Annotated in this window: 16 protein-coding genes; 8 read left to right on the forward strand and 8 right to left on the reverse strand. The window is 61.3% G+C overall.

All coding sequences use genetic code 11. From position 1 onward, the window contains the following. Positions 1 to 30: 30 nt before the first annotated feature. Positions 31 to 1,593, forward strand: a complete 1,563-nt coding sequence (ahpF, locus tag AC3A5O_RS08355) for an alkyl hydroperoxide reductase subunit F (protein WP_122566273.1) — start codon at positions 31 to 33, stop codon at positions 1,591 to 1,593. 179 nt (positions 1,594 to 1,772) lie between these two features. Here ahpF and gloA read toward each other — a convergent pair whose 3' ends face one another. Continuing rightward, positions 1,773 to 2,294, reverse strand: a complete 522-nt coding sequence (gene gloA / locus AC3A5O_RS08360; RefSeq protein WP_122566274.1) for a lactoylglutathione lyase — start codon at positions 2,292 to 2,294, stop codon at positions 1,773 to 1,775. Positions 2,295 to 2,492: 198 nt separating this feature from the next. Between gloA and AC3A5O_RS08365 the strand changes: the two genes are divergently transcribed. After that, positions 2,493 to 3,020: a DUF4946 domain-containing protein gene (locus AC3A5O_RS08365; RefSeq protein WP_122566275.1), complete on the forward strand. Its 528-nt coding sequence runs from the start codon at positions 2,493 to 2,495 to the stop codon at positions 3,018 to 3,020. 94 nt (positions 3,021 to 3,114) lie between these two features. On the opposite strand, the gene AC3A5O_RS08370 is transcribed toward AC3A5O_RS08365, so the two are convergent. From AC3A5O_RS08370 to AC3A5O_RS08380, 3 genes are all read right to left on the reverse strand, one after another. Continuing rightward, positions 3,115 to 3,480, reverse strand: a complete 366-nt coding sequence (locus AC3A5O_RS08370) for a histone-like nucleoid-structuring protein, MvaT/MvaU family (RefSeq protein WP_058544518.1) — start codon at positions 3,478 to 3,480, stop codon at positions 3,115 to 3,117. A 224-nt stretch (positions 3,481 to 3,704) separates the two neighbouring features. Further along, complete coding sequence (locus AC3A5O_RS08375) at positions 3,705 to 5,249, reverse strand: EAL domain-containing protein (RefSeq protein WP_305467531.1); 1,545 nt, start codon at positions 5,247 to 5,249, stop codon at positions 3,705 to 3,707. A gap of 232 nt (positions 5,250 to 5,481) precedes the next feature. Then, positions 5,482 to 6,345 (reverse strand): LysR family transcriptional regulator, encoded by an 864-nt coding sequence (locus tag AC3A5O_RS08380; RefSeq protein ID WP_122566277.1) that lies wholly within the window; start codon positions 6,343 to 6,345, stop codon positions 5,482 to 5,484. A gap of 243 nt (positions 6,346 to 6,588) precedes the next feature. On the opposite strand from AC3A5O_RS08380, the gene AC3A5O_RS08385 reads away from it, so the two are divergent. Next, positions 6,589 to 7,533 carry a DMT family transporter gene (locus tag AC3A5O_RS08385; protein WP_305481797.1) on the forward strand — a complete coding sequence of 315 codons (945 nt, stop codon included), beginning with the start codon at positions 6,589 to 6,591 and terminating at the stop codon, positions 7,531 to 7,533. Positions 7,534 to 7,783: 250 nt separating this feature from the next. Continuing rightward, complete coding sequence (hppD, locus tag AC3A5O_RS08390; protein WP_122566279.1) at positions 7,784 to 8,860, forward strand: 4-hydroxyphenylpyruvate dioxygenase; 1,077 nt, start codon at positions 7,784 to 7,786, stop codon at positions 8,858 to 8,860. A gap of 207 nt (positions 8,861 to 9,067) precedes the next feature. On the opposite strand, the gene rarD is transcribed toward hppD, so the two are convergent. After that, entirely contained in the window at positions 9,068 to 9,952 is an 885-nt protein-coding gene (gene rarD / locus AC3A5O_RS08395; protein ID WP_305490733.1) for an EamA family transporter RarD, read from the reverse strand. Positions 9,953 to 10,108: 156 nt separating this feature from the next. Beyond that, positions 10,109 to 11,143 (reverse strand): aldo/keto reductase, encoded by a 1,035-nt coding sequence (locus AC3A5O_RS08400; protein WP_305490732.1) that lies wholly within the window; start codon positions 11,141 to 11,143, stop codon positions 10,109 to 10,111. Positions 11,144 to 11,537: 394 nt separating this feature from the next. Here AC3A5O_RS08400 and AC3A5O_RS08405 point away from each other — a divergent pair, with 394 nt between their 5' ends. The 4 genes from AC3A5O_RS08405 (at position 11,538) to AC3A5O_RS08420 (ending at position 16,231) form a co-directional block, all read left to right on the forward strand. Next, complete coding sequence (locus tag AC3A5O_RS08405) at positions 11,538 to 12,674, forward strand: glycerate kinase (protein WP_487753091.1); 1,137 nt, start codon at positions 11,538 to 11,540, stop codon at positions 12,672 to 12,674. 145 nt (positions 12,675 to 12,819) lie between these two features. Continuing rightward, a complete protein-coding gene (locus AC3A5O_RS08410) occupies positions 12,820 to 14,004 on the forward strand; it encodes a pyridoxal phosphate-dependent aminotransferase (protein ID WP_487753092.1) in 1,185 nt (394 codons plus the stop codon). Between the two features lie 219 nt (positions 14,005 to 14,223). Then, on the forward strand, positions 14,224 to 14,925 hold the full coding sequence (locus AC3A5O_RS08415) for a response regulator (protein WP_122566285.1): 702 nt from the start codon (positions 14,224 to 14,226) through the stop codon (positions 14,923 to 14,925). 4 nt (positions 14,926 to 14,929) lie between these two features. Beyond that, the gene (locus AC3A5O_RS08420) at positions 14,930 to 16,231 is read left to right on the forward strand and encodes an ATP-binding protein (protein WP_487753093.1); all 1,302 of its coding nucleotides are present in this window, start codon (positions 14,930 to 14,932) and stop codon (positions 16,229 to 16,231) included. Between the two features lie 75 nt (positions 16,232 to 16,306). Here the strand turns inward: AC3A5O_RS08420 and AC3A5O_RS08425 are convergent, their stop codons facing one another. Together AC3A5O_RS08425 and pncA are read right to left on the reverse strand one after the other, a co-directional pair. Continuing rightward, positions 16,307 to 16,948, reverse strand: coding sequence for a DUF1345 domain-containing protein (locus AC3A5O_RS08425; protein ID WP_122566287.1), 642 nt, complete (start codon positions 16,946 to 16,948; stop codon positions 16,307 to 16,309). A gap of 41 nt (positions 16,949 to 16,989) precedes the next feature. After that, entirely contained in the window at positions 16,990 to 17,643 is a 654-nt protein-coding gene (gene pncA, locus AC3A5O_RS08430) for a bifunctional nicotinamidase/pyrazinamidase (protein ID WP_305467522.1), read from the reverse strand. Positions 17,644 to 17,993: the final 350 nt, after the last annotated feature.

The raw sequence follows: 17,993 nt of genomic DNA on the forward strand, positions 1-17,993 counted from the left end.
TCTGAAATTCAAAAAATGGAAATCGCCCGTATGTTGGACGCCAATCTTAAAGCTCAGTTGAAGTCATACCTGGAACGGGTCACCCAGCCGATCGAGATCGTCGCTTCCCTCGACGACGGTGCGAAATCCCAGGAAATGCTCGCGTTACTCCAAGAAGTTGCCAGTCTTTCCCACCAGATTACTTTGCTCGACAACGGTACCGATGCGCGCAAGCCGTCGTTTTCGTTGAACCGCCCGGGCGCCGATATCAGCCTGCGTTTTGCCGGCATCCCCATGGGCCACGAATTCACTTCGCTGGTGTTGGCTTTGCTGCAAGTCGGCGGCCACCCTTCGAAGGCCAGTGTCGAAGTGATCGAGCAGATCCGCTCCCTGAAGGGTGAGTTCAACTTCGAGACGTATTTCTCGCTGTCGTGCCAGAACTGCCCGGACGTGGTCCAGGCGCTGAACCTGATGGCGGTGCTGAACCCGAACATTCGCCACGTCGCCATCGACGGCGCGCTGTTCCAGGCCGAAGTCGATGAACGCCAGATCATGGCTGTGCCAAGCATTTACCTCAATGGCGTGAACTTCGGCCAGGGCCGCATGGGCTTGGAAGAAATACTCGCCAAGATCGACACCAGCGGCATCGAACGCCAGGCCGAGAAAATCAGCGCCAAGGAAGCCTTTGATGTGCTGGTGGTCGGTGGTGGCCCGGCTGGCGCTTCGGCGGCGATCTACGCCGCTCGTAAAGGCATTCGCACGGGTGTGGCGGCTGAACGTTTCGGCGGTCAGGTACTCGACACCATGGCCATCGAGAACTTCATCTCGGTCCAGGAAACCGAAGGGCCGAAACTGGCCGTTGCCCTGGAAGAACACGTCAAGCAGTACGACGTGGACATCATGAACCTGCAGCGTGCCGACGGCCTGGTGCCGGACAAGGACGGAGGGCTGCATGAAATCAAGTTCGCCAGCGGTGCGAGCCTCAAGGCCAAGACCGTGATTCTGGCGACCGGTGCCCGCTGGCGTGAAATGAACGTGCCGGGCGAGCAGCAGTATCGCAACAAGGGCGTGGCGTACTGCCCGCACTGCGACGGCCCGCTGTTCAAAGGCAAGCGCGTGGCGGTGATCGGTGGGGGTAACTCCGGCGTCGAAGCGGCTATCGACCTGGCCGGTATCGTGGCCCACGTCACGTTGCTGGAGTTCGATGTGCAATTGCGTGCCGACGCGGTGTTGCAGCGCAAACTGCACAGCCTGCCGAACGTGACGGTGATCACCAACGCCCAGACCACCGAAGTGACAGGCGACGGCCAGAAGGTCAATGGCTTGCGCTACAAGGACCGTCCGAGCGGTGAGGTGCGCGACGTGGAACTGGAAGGGATCTTCGTGCAGATCGGCCTGTTGCCCAACACTGACTGGCTCAAAGGCACCGTCGAGTTGTCGCCACGGGGTGAGATTATCGTCGATGCCCGGGGTGAAACCTCGATCCCTGGCGTGTTCGCCGCCGGTGACGTGACCACCGTGCCGTACAAGCAGATCGTGATCGCCGTGGGCGAGGGCGCCAAGGCTTCGCTGAGTGCCTTCGACCACTTGATCCGCACCTCCGCGCCGGCTTAATAGTCGATAGCGGAAAACACAAAACCCCATGAGCCAATGGCTCATGGGGTTTTATTTTGGATCACCCATCACCCTGTGGGAGCGAGCTTGCTCGCGATAGCTGCAGCACATCAACACTGATGTGCCAGACAGACCGCTATCGCGAGCAAGCTCGCTCCCACGGAAGGCCGTGGTGAGTGTTAGAGCGGCGCAGGCTGGATGATTTCGACCCAGTAGCCATCCGGGTCCTTGATGAAGGCCAGGCTTTTCATGCGGCCGTCGGTCAGGCGTTTCTGGAAATCGCAGCCCAGTGCTTCGAAGCGCTCGCAGGCTGCGACGACGTCCGGTACCGAGATGCAGATGTGGCCGAAGCCGCGTGGGTCGGTGTTGCCGTTATGGTAGGCGAACGCCGGGTCGCTTTCGGTGCCGTGGTTGTGGGTCAGTTCCAGGATGCCAGGAATCGATTTCATCCATTCGGTACGCGCCGCTGCGTCCGCCGGGATCTGGTTCTTGTCCACCAACGCCAGGAAATACAGGCTGAATTCGGCTTCCGGGAAGTCGCGTTTTTCCACCAGCGAGAAACCCAGCACGCGGGTGTAGAAATCCAGGGACTTTGTGATGTCCTTGACCCGCAGCATGGTGTGGTTGAAGACGAACTGGGCGGTGGCGGCGTCAGGTTGTGCGGTGACGCCAGGGAAAGTATTGAGTTCGTGCAGGCTCATGGGCCCTCCGGAAAATAAGTGGGGCAAACGGCGTCGCAAGTGGGGTTGCGACGGTTCCTGGGCTTGCGTCAGACGGCTTCCTTGCAGGTGCGCCCATGATACGCAAGGGATGCGGCGGCGCCAAACCGCGCGTGGCTATTGCCTGGTTCTGCCTCGGGCTTCAGACTTCCCGATTCGTCCTTGGGTGGTGCCAACGCAATGATTCGACCGTTCCTTTCGCTGTTTGTCCTGCTGTTTACGAGTGTCGGCAGTGTCCTGGCGGCTGAACCGCAGGTGACGTGGCCTCAGGGCTGGGTTGTCGAACCGCTGCCTGCGGACGCATCGGCCTCGGCGGCACCGGGAACCCTGCGCCAACGAGCAACCAAGAATGATCCGGCAGGCAACGCCGTGATGGTCATGGAACTGACCACCACCCCCGTCGAACCCGATCACCAGGTCAACTTGCAAGGCGTGTTGCTGGAAATGCGCAAATCAATCCAGAAGGATTTTTTCCAAGGTGGTTACCAAAGTGTATGCACTAAGGTCCATGCCTCGATGTTGGGCGGCGTAACTGCATTGGAAACCACTTGTACGATCACGCAAAACGGACGACATGTATTGTCTCAAGCACTCGTCGCGGCCCTAAATGAGGGCAAGGCTTATGTGCTGTCCTATGCAGGGCAGGCGCAGGTGTTTGTTGAAAGCCAGGATGAAATACAGTCGGTGCGAAACAGTTTGAAACTATGACGCCTTCAGCGTAATACGCCAAAGGGTTTAATCCTAAAGTTTAGTCCATAAAAAAGCCCTGAGTGTGTTCAGGGCTTTTTGCGTCACGGGGCTGTCAACCACGCAACCAAGAATCAACAGTCGCTGCACCGTACTGTTCTTTCCAGGCTTTCAGGCCGCGGTGATTGCCGCCCTTGGTCTCGATCAACTCGCCGGTGTGCGGGTTCTGGTAAACCTTCACCACTCGCGCGCGACGGGTCTTGGTGGGCTTGGTCGATTGCAGGCTTGCCTTGGACGGGTTCGGGTCGAGGATCGCGACGATGTCGCGCAGGCTCTTGCCGTAGGTTTTCATCAGTCCCTGGAGCTTTTCCTCGAATTCGATTTCCTTCTTGAGCCCGGCATCGTTCTTCAGTGACTCCAGCTGCTTGAGCTGTTCTTGAAGGGCCTTTTCGGCTGCACGAAATTCAGCGAGTCTGGACAAAATGATTACTCCAATCAAAATATTTGGCTGATACCAACCGCAAACAAAGCTATAAGCCAAGCGCCTTGAAGCGACTCGGTGTTAATGACCCTCTCCTGTTATGTTGCACAGGTAGAAAAATTGTAGTAGTTAATCCGTAAAGTGTAAATCGTAACTTTTTCGTTATGTAACAACAGCAAACGTTTTTATCAATTGGCAGGTCATCGTCAATAGACCGACGGCGGTTAACTGCCATTAGTGCTGTTCAAGGTCTCAACGAACGCCTGCCCGCTAATCGGTCGGCCAAATAGATAGCCTTGTAGAAAGTTCACCCCTTGGGCGCTCAGGTAGTCGCTTTGTTCGACGGTTTCGACGCCCTCGGCAACCATGTCCAGGCCCAACTTGCCCGACAGTTCGATGATGCTGTCGAGGAGGTGGCGCGACAGGGCGTCGGCACCGATCATCGCGACAAAACTCTGGTCGATCTTCAGGAAATCCACGTTGAACTGGCGTAAGTACGCCAGGCTGGAGTGACCGGTGCCGAAATCGTCGAGGGCGATCTTCACGCCCAGTTCCCGCAGTTGGTCGAACAGTTGCCGGGTCACTGGCGTCGGTTCGATCAGCTCGCGTTCGGTCAACTCCAACACCAGGGTAATCGCCCCCGGCGCGAAGGCGCCGAGAAACTCGCGGCAATCGTCCACCAGCGCCAGATCCTGGCAGTGGCGGGCGGTGATGTTGATGCCGACATGAAACGGCGCTTCCAGTTGCGACGCAAGCGGCACCAGCAGGTGCATGGTTTGTTGCATCAGCGCGCGGGTCATCGGCACGATCACGCCGCTGTGTTCGGCGAAGGGAATGAATAGATCCGGGCGGACCAGGCCTTCCTTGGGATGGTTCCAGCGCATCAGCACCTCGACGCCGGCCCAGCGCTTGCTATCACTGTGCACGACCGGTTGCAGGTACGGCACGAACTCGCCGGCTTCCAGCGCCCTTTGCAATTCACGGCTGGGGGACGATGCGCGTTTTTGCAGCCAGTGCCCGAGCGTCCCGGCCACAACGCCAAAGAAGATCAGCAGGCTGAACAGCGGCGGATATTCCCTGGCCATGTAGCGCCAGGTTTCACCCTCGTCGAATCCGGCTTCTATATTGAAGGCGTAGCGGGCTGAGCCCAGTTCGGTCGGGGCCACCGGCGACCCGGGCAGGGGGGCTGACCGGACCTTGCCGTCCGCCGCCAGCCAATTTGGCCCGACTTGCAGGCGCAGCCGGGTCTGGCGGCCGATCAGGCGCAAGACGTTGGCCAGGTGATACCCATCAAGCGTGGCCAAGGCGCCTTTCTGGCCCTCATTGAGCCGGTAGATCAGCAACGCGGTGTCCGGCGTGATCGGGTTGCCGTTCATCAGCCACAGCGTGCCTTGGTGATAGTCGCTCGGGTTGACGCGCTCCTCGAAGGCCCCGAACAGCGAGCTGCAATAGAGGTTGTTGTCCCAGATCAGGTTGGTCGAACGGACAAAGGGCCGGCGCGTCACTTGTTCGCGTAAGGCCAGCTTCACCGCTTCGCAGGGTTGGCCGGCCAGGGACAAGAGTTCACGGGCCGCCAACGCGGTGTTGTCGAGCATCAGTTCGATCTGCCTGACCGACTCCTCGGCGGTCTGCCGGGTGTGTTGCGCCAGCGTCCGTTCGGCTTGCATGTACAAAATGGCCAGCCCTGACAGTATCGGCACCAGGGCGCACAGCAGGGTGACCAGGTAGCGGCGGGGCCGGGTGTGCGAGCGGGTGGCGGTCAAGGGCATCGGCACAACCTGGGGAAAAGGAAAGAGGGGAAGCGTTGGATGCCGACCATGATAGATGGCTTGGCGAGTGCTTGCTGACTGCAGGGTGACTGTGGGAGCGAGGTCTGTGGGAGCAAGGCTTGCCCGCGATGAACGATTATGCGGTCCAGCTGGAGAACCGAGGTGCCTTCATCGCGAGCAAGCTTTGCTCCCACAGGTTCAATGCCTGACTCCCCCAGGTTTGATGCCGGGCTCATGGCTGCCGGGCCAGTTCGATGAACGCCAGGGTGGCGGGCGAGGCCTGGCGGCTGTCCAATACCGCCAGGCCGATCTGGCGTGGTACCCGCGGCGACAAGGGCCGGGCGACGTAGCCGGGATTCTCGTCGTCCGGCAATGACCCTTCGGACACCACGCTCACCGCTTCGCCGCGCCTGACCACATCCAGAGTGCTGAGCAACTGCGAACAACGAAAACGCACGTTCGGTGTCAGCCGCGCGGTATTGAACAGGCGCGTGACCAGCTCCGACGATCCCGCCTCGGTGTGCACGAAGGGGTCGTTGCACAGGTCCTTGAGGCTCAGGCTGGCCTGGGCGGCGAGGGGATGTGAGGCGGGCAGCAGGGCGACCATCTGATCTTCCATCAGCATGAACGTATCGAAACGCTCCTCCGGCAGCACCACGAAACCGACGTCGATCCGCCGTTCGTCCAGCCACTGGATGACTTGCCTGTCCGGTCCTTCGTCGATGTGCACTTCGATCCCGGGATGCAAGGCTCGATAGCGCCGCAGGAGCTCGGGCAGCAATTTCATCGACGACGTCGGCCCGAACGAGCCGATGCGCAAGGTCCCTCGGCGCATGCCCCGGGCATCGGCGGCTTCCTGGCACAAGGTGTTGGCCAGCCCGAGCATCGCCCGGGCCCGTAGCAGTAACTGCTGGCCGATGTCGCTGAGCTCCACCACCGACTGATGGCGTCTGAACAATTCCACCCCCAACTCTTGCTCCAGGGATTTGATCGCGTGGGACACCGCTGACTGGCCAATGCCTAGACGTGTGGCCGCAGCGGTGAAACCCCGCAGCTCGGCGACCAGGGAGAAGATTTCGAGTTGGGTGAGGGTCATGAGGGATTGCTCATTTTACGATGATCGAACATGAGTCGAATAATGAGGCATCTGACCTGAATCAAAAAGCAGAGCCGCGCCGTTGTGTGGGAGCCTGTGGGAGCAAAGCTTGCTCGCGATGAACGATGACTCGGTTTACCTGCTGAATTGCGCCGCCTTCATCGCGAGCAAGCTTTGCTCCCACAATTAATCCCCCTCGCCACAGGTTCTGTGTTGTTCTCATTAGCGTGCCGTGGTGAAACCATGAAAACCCTCGAGCAAACCGTCCCAATCCCTTCAGACCTGCCGGTCTACCTGAAGCTCGCCATGGTCACCATGATCTGGGGCGGGACCTTCGTCGCCGGCCGGATTCTTGCCGATGCCCTGGCGCCAATGTTTGCCGCCAGCCTGCGGTTCCTGCTGGCGAGTATCGCGCTGCTGGCGTTTCTCGCCCTGGCCGGGATCCCGCTGGCCAGGCCCAGTGTGAAGCAAGGGCTGCAATTGGCGGCGCTGGGGTTCTTCGGCATCTTTTTCTACAACCTGTGCTTCTTCTATGGTTTGCAATACATCAATGCATCACGGGCCTCGCTGATCGTGGCGTTGAACCCGGCGGTGATCGGGCTGGCGTCCTGGTGGTTGTTCAAGGAACGGCTGAGCCGTTTGAAAGTGGCGGGCATCATGCTGTGCATCGGCGGCGCGGGTTTGGTGATCGTCAGTCGTGATCCGTCCTTGTTGCAAGGCGCGGCGCAGGGCTGGATCGGCGACCTGTTGATTTTTGGCTGCGTGCTGGGCTGGGGGATCTATTCGCTGTTTTCGAAAACACTCAATGACAGCCTCGGCCCCTTGCAGACCGTGACCTGGTCGATTCTGCTGGGCACGCTGATGCTGTGGCTGACTTGCGCGGCCGCGGGCGAGCTTCGACTCGAAGCCTTGCACGCGCTGGACATGGAGCAATGGCTGAGCCTGTTGTACCTCGGCGTGCTGGGCTCGGCCCTGGCCTATATCGCCTGGTATGACGGCATTCGTCGGATCGGCGCGACCCGGTCCGGCGTATTCATTGCGCTCAACCCGCTGACGGCGGTGCTGCTGGGGGCGCTGCTGCTGGACGAACGGCTCACGGCCTTGATGTGTGTGGGCGGGGGCGTGATCCTGGTGGGTATTTTCCTGTGCAACAAACCCCTTGCACGATCGAAGGAAAAGGCGATTTGATACAGAAGGCGGACAAATCCGGTTACGCTGTGTAGAATCGATTTACGCATATAAGAATAACGTCTTCTGGCAGCAGAAGCCTCGCCCACAAGAGCCTTGGGTCGACAATGAAGATACTTGGGTTTCAACTGATCTACGGCGATTTCCTCGCCCGCAGCGTTCGTGGCATTTCCTGCGCGCCGCCCCGTGCCCTCAGCACCGCCTGCAACTAACGTTTTTTGTTAATTGACCAGCATGATGAGGCGCCGACATGGCAGATCTATACGAAAACCCCATGGGCCTGATGGGCTTCGAATTCATTGAATTCGCATCCCCGACACCCAACACCCTGGAGCCGATCTTCGAGATCATGGGCTTCACCAAGGTGGCTACCCACCGTTCCAAGAATGTGCACCTGTATCGCCAGGGCGCGATCAACCTGATCCTCAACAACGAACCCCACAGCGTGGCCTCGTACTTTGCCGCCGAGCACGGCCCGTCAGTGTGCGGCATGGCGTTCCGGGTCAAGGATTCGCAACTGGCCTATAAGCGCGCCCTGGAACTCGGCGCCCAGCCGATCCACATCGAGACCGGCCCTATGGAGCTGAACCTGCCGGCCATCAAGGGCATCGGCGGTGCGCCGTTGTACCTGATCGACCGTTTTGGCGAAGGCAGCTCGATCTATGACATCGACTTCGTATTCCTTGAGGGTGTGGACCGCAACCCGGTGGGCGCGGGCCTGAAGATCATCGACCACCTGACCCATAACGTGTATCGCGGGCGCATGGCCTACTGGGCCGGTTTCTACGAGAAACTGTTCAACTTCCGCGAGATCCGGTACTTCGACATCAAGGGCGAATACACCGGCCTGACCTCCAAGGCCATGACCGCCCCGGATGGCATGATCCGCATCCCGTTGAACGAAGAGTCGTCCAAGGGCGCCGGGCAGATCGAAGAGTTCCTGATGCAGTTCAACGGCGAAGGCATCCAGCACGTGGCCTTCCTCACCGATGACCTGGTCAAGACCTGGGACCACTTGAAAAGCATCGGCATGCGCTTCATGACCGCACCGCCGGACACCTACTATGAAATGCTCGAAGGCCGCCTGCCGAACCACGGCGAACCGGTCGATGAACTGCAATCGCGGGGCATTCTGCTGGACGGCTCGTCCAACCCGGATGACAGGCGCCTGCTGCTGCAGATCTTCTCGGAAACCCTGATGGGGCCGGTGTTCTTCGAGTTCATCCAGCGCAAGGGCGACGATGGCTTCGGCGAGGGCAACTTCAAGGCGCTGTTCGAGTCCATCGAGCGCGACCAGGTGCGGCGTGGTGTGTTGGCGACCGAATAAGGCCTACCCCATGAAAAAGCCCGCCCGGCAGTGATGCCGGGCGGGCTTTTTACTGCCGATGCAGATCCCTTTTGTTGCCAATACAGAACCAGTACCCCTTGTGGGAGCGAGCTTGCTCGCGATAGCGGTGGTTCAGCTTACATCCATGTTGAATGTGCCGCCGTCATCGCGAGCAAGCTCGCTCCCACAGGGGGGGCGGTGCTGCGCTTAATTCCGGCGCCGCTGCCGCACCAAGTGCTTGAAGCCTTCGAACACCAGCACCGCCACGGCCAGCCAGATGGGGATGTAGGTCAGCCATTCACTGGCCTTGATGCTCTCGCCCAACAGCAGCGCAACGCCCAGCAGCAACACAGGTTCGACATAGCTCAACAAGCCGAACAGGCTGAACGGCAGCAGCCGGCTGGCGACGATGTAGGACACCAGCGCGCTGACGCTGATCAACCCGAGCAACGGGATCAGCCATGTCAGTTGCGGGTATTGATCGAACACGCTGAAACCCTGTTCACCGCTTTGCACGAACCACAGCGCCAGGGGCAGCATCAGGGTCATGTCCAGCCAGAGCCCGCCGAGGTTATCGGTCTTGATGCGTTTGCGCAGGATGAAATAGATCGGGTAGCCGATCACCACCAGCAAGGTTGCCCAGGAAAAACCACCCACCTGGTACAACTCGTTGAACACGCCGAGGGTGGCGAAGAACACGGCGACTTTCTGCAGGTAGGACAGGCGCTCGCCATAGACCATTCGGCCGGTCAGGACCATCGACAGCGGCAACAGGAAGTACCCCAGCGACACGTCCAGGCTGTAGCCGTTGAGCGGCGCCCACATGAACAGCCACAGCTGCGCGCCCATCAGGGCCGAAGAGGCGATCGCGGCGATCAATAGCCGTGGCGTGGCGACCAGGCGTTGGATCAGCGTCGTGACCAGGTGCCAGTCCCGCGTCGCCAGCAGGAAGGCGGTCATGCACGGCATCGTCAGCAGCATGCGCCAACCGAAGATCTCCACACCGCTCAGCGGTGCGAGCAACGAGGTGTAGTAGTACATGACGGCGAACAGCGCGGAGGCCGAGACCGATAGAGCGATGCCTTTGGACACAGTGATTCTCTTGAGGGCGATCAACCAACACCCTACCTCTGGCAGGGGTGTTGATTGTGGGTGCGAGTCATGTGGGAGCAAGGCCTGCGGTAGCAAAACCTGTGGGAGCAAGGCTTGCCCGCGATAGCCACGCCGCGATTCAACAGGTGAACTGCGTTATCGTTCATCGCGGGCAAGCCTTGCTCCCACAGGCACTCGTCCCGGCACGAAATGACTCACATCATTGAACCCCGGCGTCGAAGCATGCCCAGGCGTCACCAGCGAATCGATAAAGGCTTCATCTTCCGCGCTGATCTTCACCGCCTGCGCCTTGGTGTACGAATCCCACTGCTCCTCGGTGCGCGGCCCGACGATGGCCGAGGTCACGGCGCTGTTGTTCAGCACCCAGGCGATGGCGAACTCGACGATGCCCACGCCCCGGCCCTGGGTATATTGCAGGATCTGCTGGGCAATGCGCAGGGACTCGACCCGCCATTCGGTTTCCAGGATGCGTTTGTCCCGGCGACCGGCACGGCTGTTGGCGTCCGGCGCCACGTCCGGCGCGTACTTGCCGCTGAGCACCCCGCGGGCCAAGGGGCTGAACGGCACCACGCCGAGGCCGTAGTTCTGCGCCGCGGTGATCTGCTCGGTTTCCGCCTGGCGGTTGACGATGTTGTACAGCGGTTGGCTGATCACCGGTCGGTCGATGCCCAGGCTGTCGGCGATCCGGATCACTTCAGCGATGCGCCAGCCACGGTAGTTCGACAGGCCCCAATAGCGGATCTTGCCCTGGCGAATCAAGTCGCCGATGGCCGACACGGTAACGTGCAGTGGAGTGTTATGGTCTTCGCGGTGCAGGTAATAGATGTCCAGGTAATCGGTGCCCAGGCGCGTCAGGCTGGCCTCGATACCATTGAATAGATGTTTGCGGCTCAGGCCGCTGCGGTTGGGCACGCCGTCCGGCGGGCCGAAACCGACCTTGGTGGCCAGCACCCATTCGTGGCGGTGACGGGCGATCGCCTCGCCGACGATTTCCTCGGAGCGACCGTTGGTGTAGACGTCCGCCGTGTCGATGAAATTGATGCCCTGGTCCCAGGCCTTGTCGATGATCCGCAGCGAATCCTCGGTGCTGGTCTGTTCGCCGAACATCATCGTGCCCAGGGTCAGCGTCGAGACTTGCAACCCGGAATGACCTAGCGTGCGGTAACTCATGACAAGATCCTTTTATCCATGGGAAAGGCTCAATCAAACCCCAGAACCACCGCCTGGATCAAACACAATTCTCAAACCACCTCCAAATCAACTGTGGGAGCGGGCTTGCTCGCGATAGCGGCGTGTCAGCTGACATAGGCATTGGATGTGGCGCCGTCATCGCGAGCAAGCTCCCTCCCACAGTTTGATTCGTGGCGTACGCAGGCCCTCGGTCCACAATTCCCCTTTTGGGAGCGAGCCTGCTCGCGATGGGGCATCACTTTCGAGCACAATCCTCTTGCCCACCCGATCTTTGTGAATTTGAACAATAATGCCCAGTGCATTTTGTGCGGCGGACCGGCGTCACGGCTGCGGTCAGCCGGTAGCCTGCTGTGCATCGGAACCGGAGAATAATATGAAAATAATCATCGCCCCCGACTCGTTCAAGGACAGTCTAAGCGCCCAGGGCGTCGCCGATGCCATCGCCCAGGGGCTGGCCGAGGTCTGGCCGGATGCGCAGTTGATCAAGTGCCCAATGGCCGACGGCGGGGAGGGGACGGTGGAGTCGGTGCTGGCCGCCTGCAACGGCCAGTGGCGTCACACCCGGGTTCGCGGGCCCTTGGGTGTCGCCGTCGAGGCGCGCTGGGGCTGGTTGGCCGAGAGCCGCACCGCGATCATCGAAATGGCCGAGGCCAGTGGTTTGCAACTGGTGCCGCCGGGACAACGCGATGCCTGTTCCAGCAGCACCTACGGCACCGGCGAGCTGATTCACGCGGCCCTCGATGCAGGGGCCGTCCGGGTGATCCTGGCGATTGGCGGCAGTGCCACCAACGATGCGGGCGCCGGTGCGATGCAGGCCCTGGGCGTGGCATTACTGGATGACCAGGGCCAAGCCCTTCCTCCCGGCGGCCTGGCCTTGGCGAACCTGGCGCGCATCGACCTGAGCGACCTTGATCCTCGCCTGGCCCACGTCAGTTTCGAGATCGCCGCCGACGTCGACAACCCCCTGTGCGGGCCCCACGGCGCGTCCGTGGTCTTCGGTCCGCAGAAGGGCGCCTCGGCCCAGCAAGTGCAGGAACTGGACCGGGCCCTGGGGCATTTCGCCGAACAGTGCGCCCGAGCGTTGAGCAAGGATGTGCGCGACGAGCCGGGCAGCGGCGCCGCCGGAGGCCTGGGGTTCGCGGCCAAGGCGTTCCTGGGGGCGCAGTTTCGTACAGGCGTGGACGTCGTTGCTCAGTTGACGGGGCTGGCCGAGGCGGTCAGTGGCGCCGACCTGGTGATCACCGGCGAAGGCCGTTTCGACGCCCAGACCCTGCGCGGCAAGACCCCCTTCGGCGTGGCCCGCATCGCCCGCCAGCATGGCGTACCGGTGGTGGTCATTGCCGGCACGCTGGGGGAGGGCTACCAGGCGTTGTATGAACACGGCATCGACGCCGCCTTTGCCCTGGTCAACGGGCCGATGACCTTGCAAGAAGCCTGTGCCGACGCCCCGCGCCTGCTGAGCGAGCGTGCCGGGGACATTGCACGACTTTGGCGGGTGGCGGCGCGGTAAATCCTGTGGGAGCAAGGCTTGCCCGCGATACAAGCGCTGCGGTCCCCCAGGAATCGAGTCGCCAATATCGCGAGCAAGCTTTGCTCCCACACGGTTGAATTTGAGATAGGGTTGAGGCTGGATATCGCGCAATCAGGAGAGATACATGCGCTTCTCAGTCTTGACCCAACGCATCACCGGCGAAGGTGCCGCCGCCTGGCAGATTCACGATCGGGCGCTGGCCATGCGCGAACAGGGCATGGATGTGTTGTTGCTGTCAGTGGGCGACCCGGATTTCAATACGCCGCGCGCCATTGTCGACGCCGCAGTGGGCAGCCTGCGGGCCGGCGACACCCACTATTCGGATATCCGTGGCCTGCACACCTTGCGGGCCAGCATTGCCCGGCGTCATCGCCTGCGTTGCGGCCAGGCGGTGGGGGCCGAACAGGTCGTCGTGCTGCCGGGCGCGCAGTGCGCGGTGTATGCGGTCGCGCAATGCCTGCTCAACCCTGGCGACGAAGTCATCGTCGCCGAGCCAATGTATGTCACCTACGAAGCGGTGTTTGGCGCCTGCGGCGCGAAAGTGGTGCCGGTGGCGGTTCGCCCGGAGAACGGTTTTCGGGTCGAACCGGCGGACGTTGCCCGTCTTGTGACCCCGCGTACCCGGGCGATGCTGCTCAACAGCCCGAACAACCCATCTGGCGCCAGCCTGCCGATGTCCACCTGGCAAGCATTGGCGCGGTTGTGCATTGAACATGACCTGTGGCTGATCAGTGACGAGGTCTACAGCGACTTGCTGTACGAAGGCGAACACATCAGTCCGGCCAGTCTGCCGGGCATGGCCGGGCGCACCGCGACGATCAACAGCCTGTCCAAATCCCATGCCATGACCGGTTGGCGCATTGGCTGGGTCATCGGGCCTGAACCCTTGGCCGAGCATCTGGCGAACCTGTCCCTGTGCATGTTGTTCGGCTTACCGGACTTCGTGCAACGGGCCGCCCAAGTCGCGCTGGAGCAGGATTTGCCGGAAGTGGCGCAGATGCATGAAGAATATCGTCAGCGCCGGGACCTGGTCTGCGCCATGCTCGATGACTGCTCGGGCCTCAAGCCGGTGCGGCCCGATGGTGGCATGTTCGTGATGGTCGACGTGCGCCAGACCGGCCTCGACGCCCAGGCTTTTGCCGAGCGACTGCTGGACGGCTACGGCGTGTCGGTGCTGGCCGGCGAGGCGTTTGGGCCCAGTGCGGCGGGGCATATCCGCATCGGGCTGGTGGTCGATCAACTGAAACTGGCGGATGCATGCCAGCGGATCGCCTCGTGTGCGGCGGATTTGCTGCGGGTCCAGGGGTAAAGTTTTGTAGAGGCTGTGTGAAATTGTGTAAGGGTTTTGCTCGTGGATGGGCGAGGGCGTATATCCTTGGCAGCTTGAGATTTTCTGCGCCAGTGAGATCGCCATCGCGAGCAAGCTCGCTCCCACAGTGATTTTGTGTCGTACCGAACATCCCTGTGGGAGCGAGCTTGCTCGCGATGAGGCCCTGCCAGGCGCCACAGCACTTTTCTGGAAACACCCATGCCCAACATCCTCCTGGTCGAAGACGACACCGCACTCTCCGAGCTGATCGCCAGTTACCTGGAACGCAACGGCTATCAGGTCAGCGTGCTCAGCCGTGGCGATCATGTGCGCGAACGGGCGCGGGTCGATCCACCGGACCTGGTGATCCTCGACCTGATGCTGCCGGGGTTGGACGGCTTGCAAGTCTGCCGCTTGCTGCGGGCTGACTCGGCGACCTTGCCGATCCTGATGCTCACCGCCCGGGACGACAGCCACGACCAGGTCCTGGGCCTGGAAATGGGCGCCGACGACTACGTCACCAAACCGTGCGAGCCTCGAGTGTTACTGGCGCGGGTGCGTACCTTGTTGCGCCGCAGCAGCCTCACCGAGCCGCAGACGGCCAATGATCGCATCCTCATGGGTAACCTGTGCATCGACCTGTCCGAGCGCACCGTGACCTGGCGCGGACAGCCAGTGGAGTTGTCCAGTGGCGAATACAACTTGCTGGTAGTGCTGGCCCGGCATTCCGGTGAAGTGCTGAGCCGCGACCAGATACTGCAACGTCTGCGGGGCATCGAATTCAACGGTACCGACCGTTCGGTGGACGTGGCGATTTCCAAGTTGCGGCGCAAGTTCGACGACAACGCCGACGAAGCCCGCAAGATCAAGACCGTGTGGGGCAAGGGCTATCTGTTCAGTCGTTCCGAGTGGGAATGCTGAGCCAATGTGGAAGCTGCTGATTCGCCTGTACCTGGTTACCATCGTGTCCTACAGCGCGGCGATCTACCTGATGCCGGAACTGGTGGTCCGCCTGTTCCACGAGCGTTTCCTGACCTACAACCTCGATTACTCCCGGGGCCTGCAAACGTTGATGGTCAAGCAGTTCCGCGCCGTGCCCAGCGAACAGTGGCCAGCGCTGGCGGCGCAGATGGACAAGGAATTCGAGCCGCTGCGCATCGAACTGGCCGCTGTCGATGACGAGGGCTTCAGCACCGATGAGCAGGCGCGTCTCAAGCGCGGCGAGAATGTGGTGCGCCTCGGCGACTGGGCATGGCGAACCTTGGCGGCGGCGCCGCTGGACGAGCGCACGGCGGTGAAGATGGTCGTGCCGCCGGACCCGGCCGACGTCAGTTGGTTGTACTGGAGCATCAACGTGTTGATCGGCGCGACGATGCTGGCCTGCCTGTTGCTCTGGTTGCGGCCGCACTGGCGCGATCTGGAACGCCTGCGGCGCACTGCCGAGCGTTTCGGTAAAGGTCACTTGGAGGAACGTACGCACATCGCTTCCAGTTCGAACATCGGCAGCCTGGCCCACGTGTTCGATACGATGGCGGGGGACATCGAGAACCTGCTCAACCAACAACGAGACCTGCTCAACGCCGTGTCCCACGAACTGCGCACGCCCCTGACGCGGCTCGACTTCGGCCTGGCCCTGGCGCTGTCCGATGACTTGCCGGCGCCCAGTCGCGAGCGTCTGCAGGGGCTGGTGGCGCACATTCGCGAGCTGGATGAATTGGTGTTGGAACTGCTCTCCTATAGCCGTTTGCAAAACCCGCAACGCTTGCCCGAACGGGTCGAAGTGGCGCTGGACGAGTTCATCGACAGCATCCTTGGCAGCATCGACGAGGACCTGGCGGCGCCGGACGTGGTGATCGACGTGCTGTTGCATGGAGCGTTGGAGCGTTTCGTACTGGACCCACGCTTGACCGCACGGGCGTTGCAGAACCTGCTGCGCAATGCCATGCGTTATTGCGAAAAGCGCATCCAGGTCGGTGTGCTGGTGGGTGATCAAGGCTGTGAGATCTGGGTCGACGACGACGGCATCGGCATACCCGACAGCGAACGCGAGCGGGTGTTCGAGCCGTTCTACCGTCTGGACCGCAGTCGCGACCGCGCCACGGGCGGCTTCGGCCTCGGCCTGGCCATCAGTCGCCGGGCCCTGGAAGCCCAGGGCGGCACACTGACCGTCGAGGCCTCGCCACTGAGCGGGGCACGCTTCAAGCTGTGGCTGCCCACCCCGCCCTGAGGCTGTTTGCTTGACGCGTGACCCTGTGGCGAGGGAGCTTGCTCCCGCTGGGCCGCGAAGCGGCCCCAATGCTCTTCACCCAAACAACCCCGCCGCAATATTGATCGAAAACCCCAGGATCGCCGTGTTGAACACAAACCCGATCAACGATTGCGCCAATACGATCTTGCGCAATTGCCGCGTGGCCACGCCCACGTCCGAGGTCTGCACCGCCACGCCGATAGTGAAAGAGAAATACAGGAAATCCCAATAGTTGGGCGTAGTCAGCCCTTCGGCAAACCGCAGCGCCGGCTCCTTGCCCTCCCAGGTGTAATACAACCGCGCGTAGTGAACGCTGAAAATCACCCCGATCAGCAACCATGAGCCGATCACGGTCATTGCCGTGAAACCGTAATGCAACAGCTTGCCGGCGGCTTGCAGGTCGCGGCTGCCGGCCAGCTCGAAGGTGATGGTCGCCAAGCTGGCCAAGGCCGCGATGCAGACCACCAGCAAGACCAGTCCGGCATTTTCATCTTCGATTTCAGCGATGCGCCTCACATCGGGCGCCTTGGCCCGCACGGTCAGCCACGACATCAGTACCAGGTAGGTCCAGACCCCGGCATTCCAGCCGATCAGGATTTTGCTGATGATCGAATCCACGGGAATCAGGATTCCCACCGCCAGGCCAAGGACCGTGGCGCTGGAAAGACGCGGGTGGGTGCGGGCGAGGAAGGGCATGGCGGCTCACTGTCCGGAAAGGAGATGCCTAGTATGAGCCATCAAGCGAAGGGGCGACCGTCTATTGCGCCGGACTCGATCAATTGCACACCCGCTTCCTGCATCCGCCGGATCGCCGCCTCCAACGAGCCATCCCTGTCAATGCCCCGGCAGGCGTCCAGCACCACAAACGCGTTGAACCCGGCCAACCGGGCATCCAGTGCCGAATACATCACGCAGAAATCCAGGGCCAGGCCCACCAGGTATACGGTGTCGATGCCGCGCTCCTTGAGGTAGCCGGTCAACCCGGTCGGGGTCTGGTGGTCCGCTTCCATGAAGGCTGAATAACTGTCGATGTCCGGGTTGCAGCCTTTACGAATGATCAGCTTGGCATGGTCAAGCTTGAGTGAAGGGTGCAGCGCGGCGCCGTGGCTGCCCTGTAGGCAGTGGTCGGGCCAGAGTGTCTGCTCGCCGTAGGGCAATTGGACGGTGCCGAAAGGTTGCTTGCCCGGATGACTGGACGCAAACGAAGCATGCCCGGCCGGGTGCCAGTCCTGCGCGAGGACGACGTGCCTGAATGAATGGCCGAGCTGATTGATCAACGGCACGATCTCATCACCGCCAGGCACGGCCAGTTGACCGCCGGGGATGAAGTCGTTCTGTACATCGATCACCACGAGTGCGGTGCTCAAGGCACGGTTGGCTGGAACGCCCATGATTGGAATCCTCCTTGAAGTGGTTCTTCGATGGTAGCTGAACGGCTCTGGGTCAGTGCGCAGGCTGACCCACCGTCATCGCGAGCAGGCTCGCTCCCGCAGGGATTTAGGCTGTGCACAGGATTTGTGTTCACTGAAGATCCAATGTGGGAGCGAGCTTGCTCGCGATGACGGCGGCCCATCCAAGACCTGTGCAAGCTGACCCACCGCTATCGCGAGCAAGCTCGCTCCCACCGGGGATTTGGGTCGGGTACAAGTTTTATATTCACAGGAGATCCAATGTGGGAGCGAGCTTGCTCGCGATGACGGCGGCCCATCCAAGACCTGTGCAAGCTGACCCACCGCTATCG

The organism is Pseudomonas sp. Soil_N_39 (assembly GCF_057655955.1).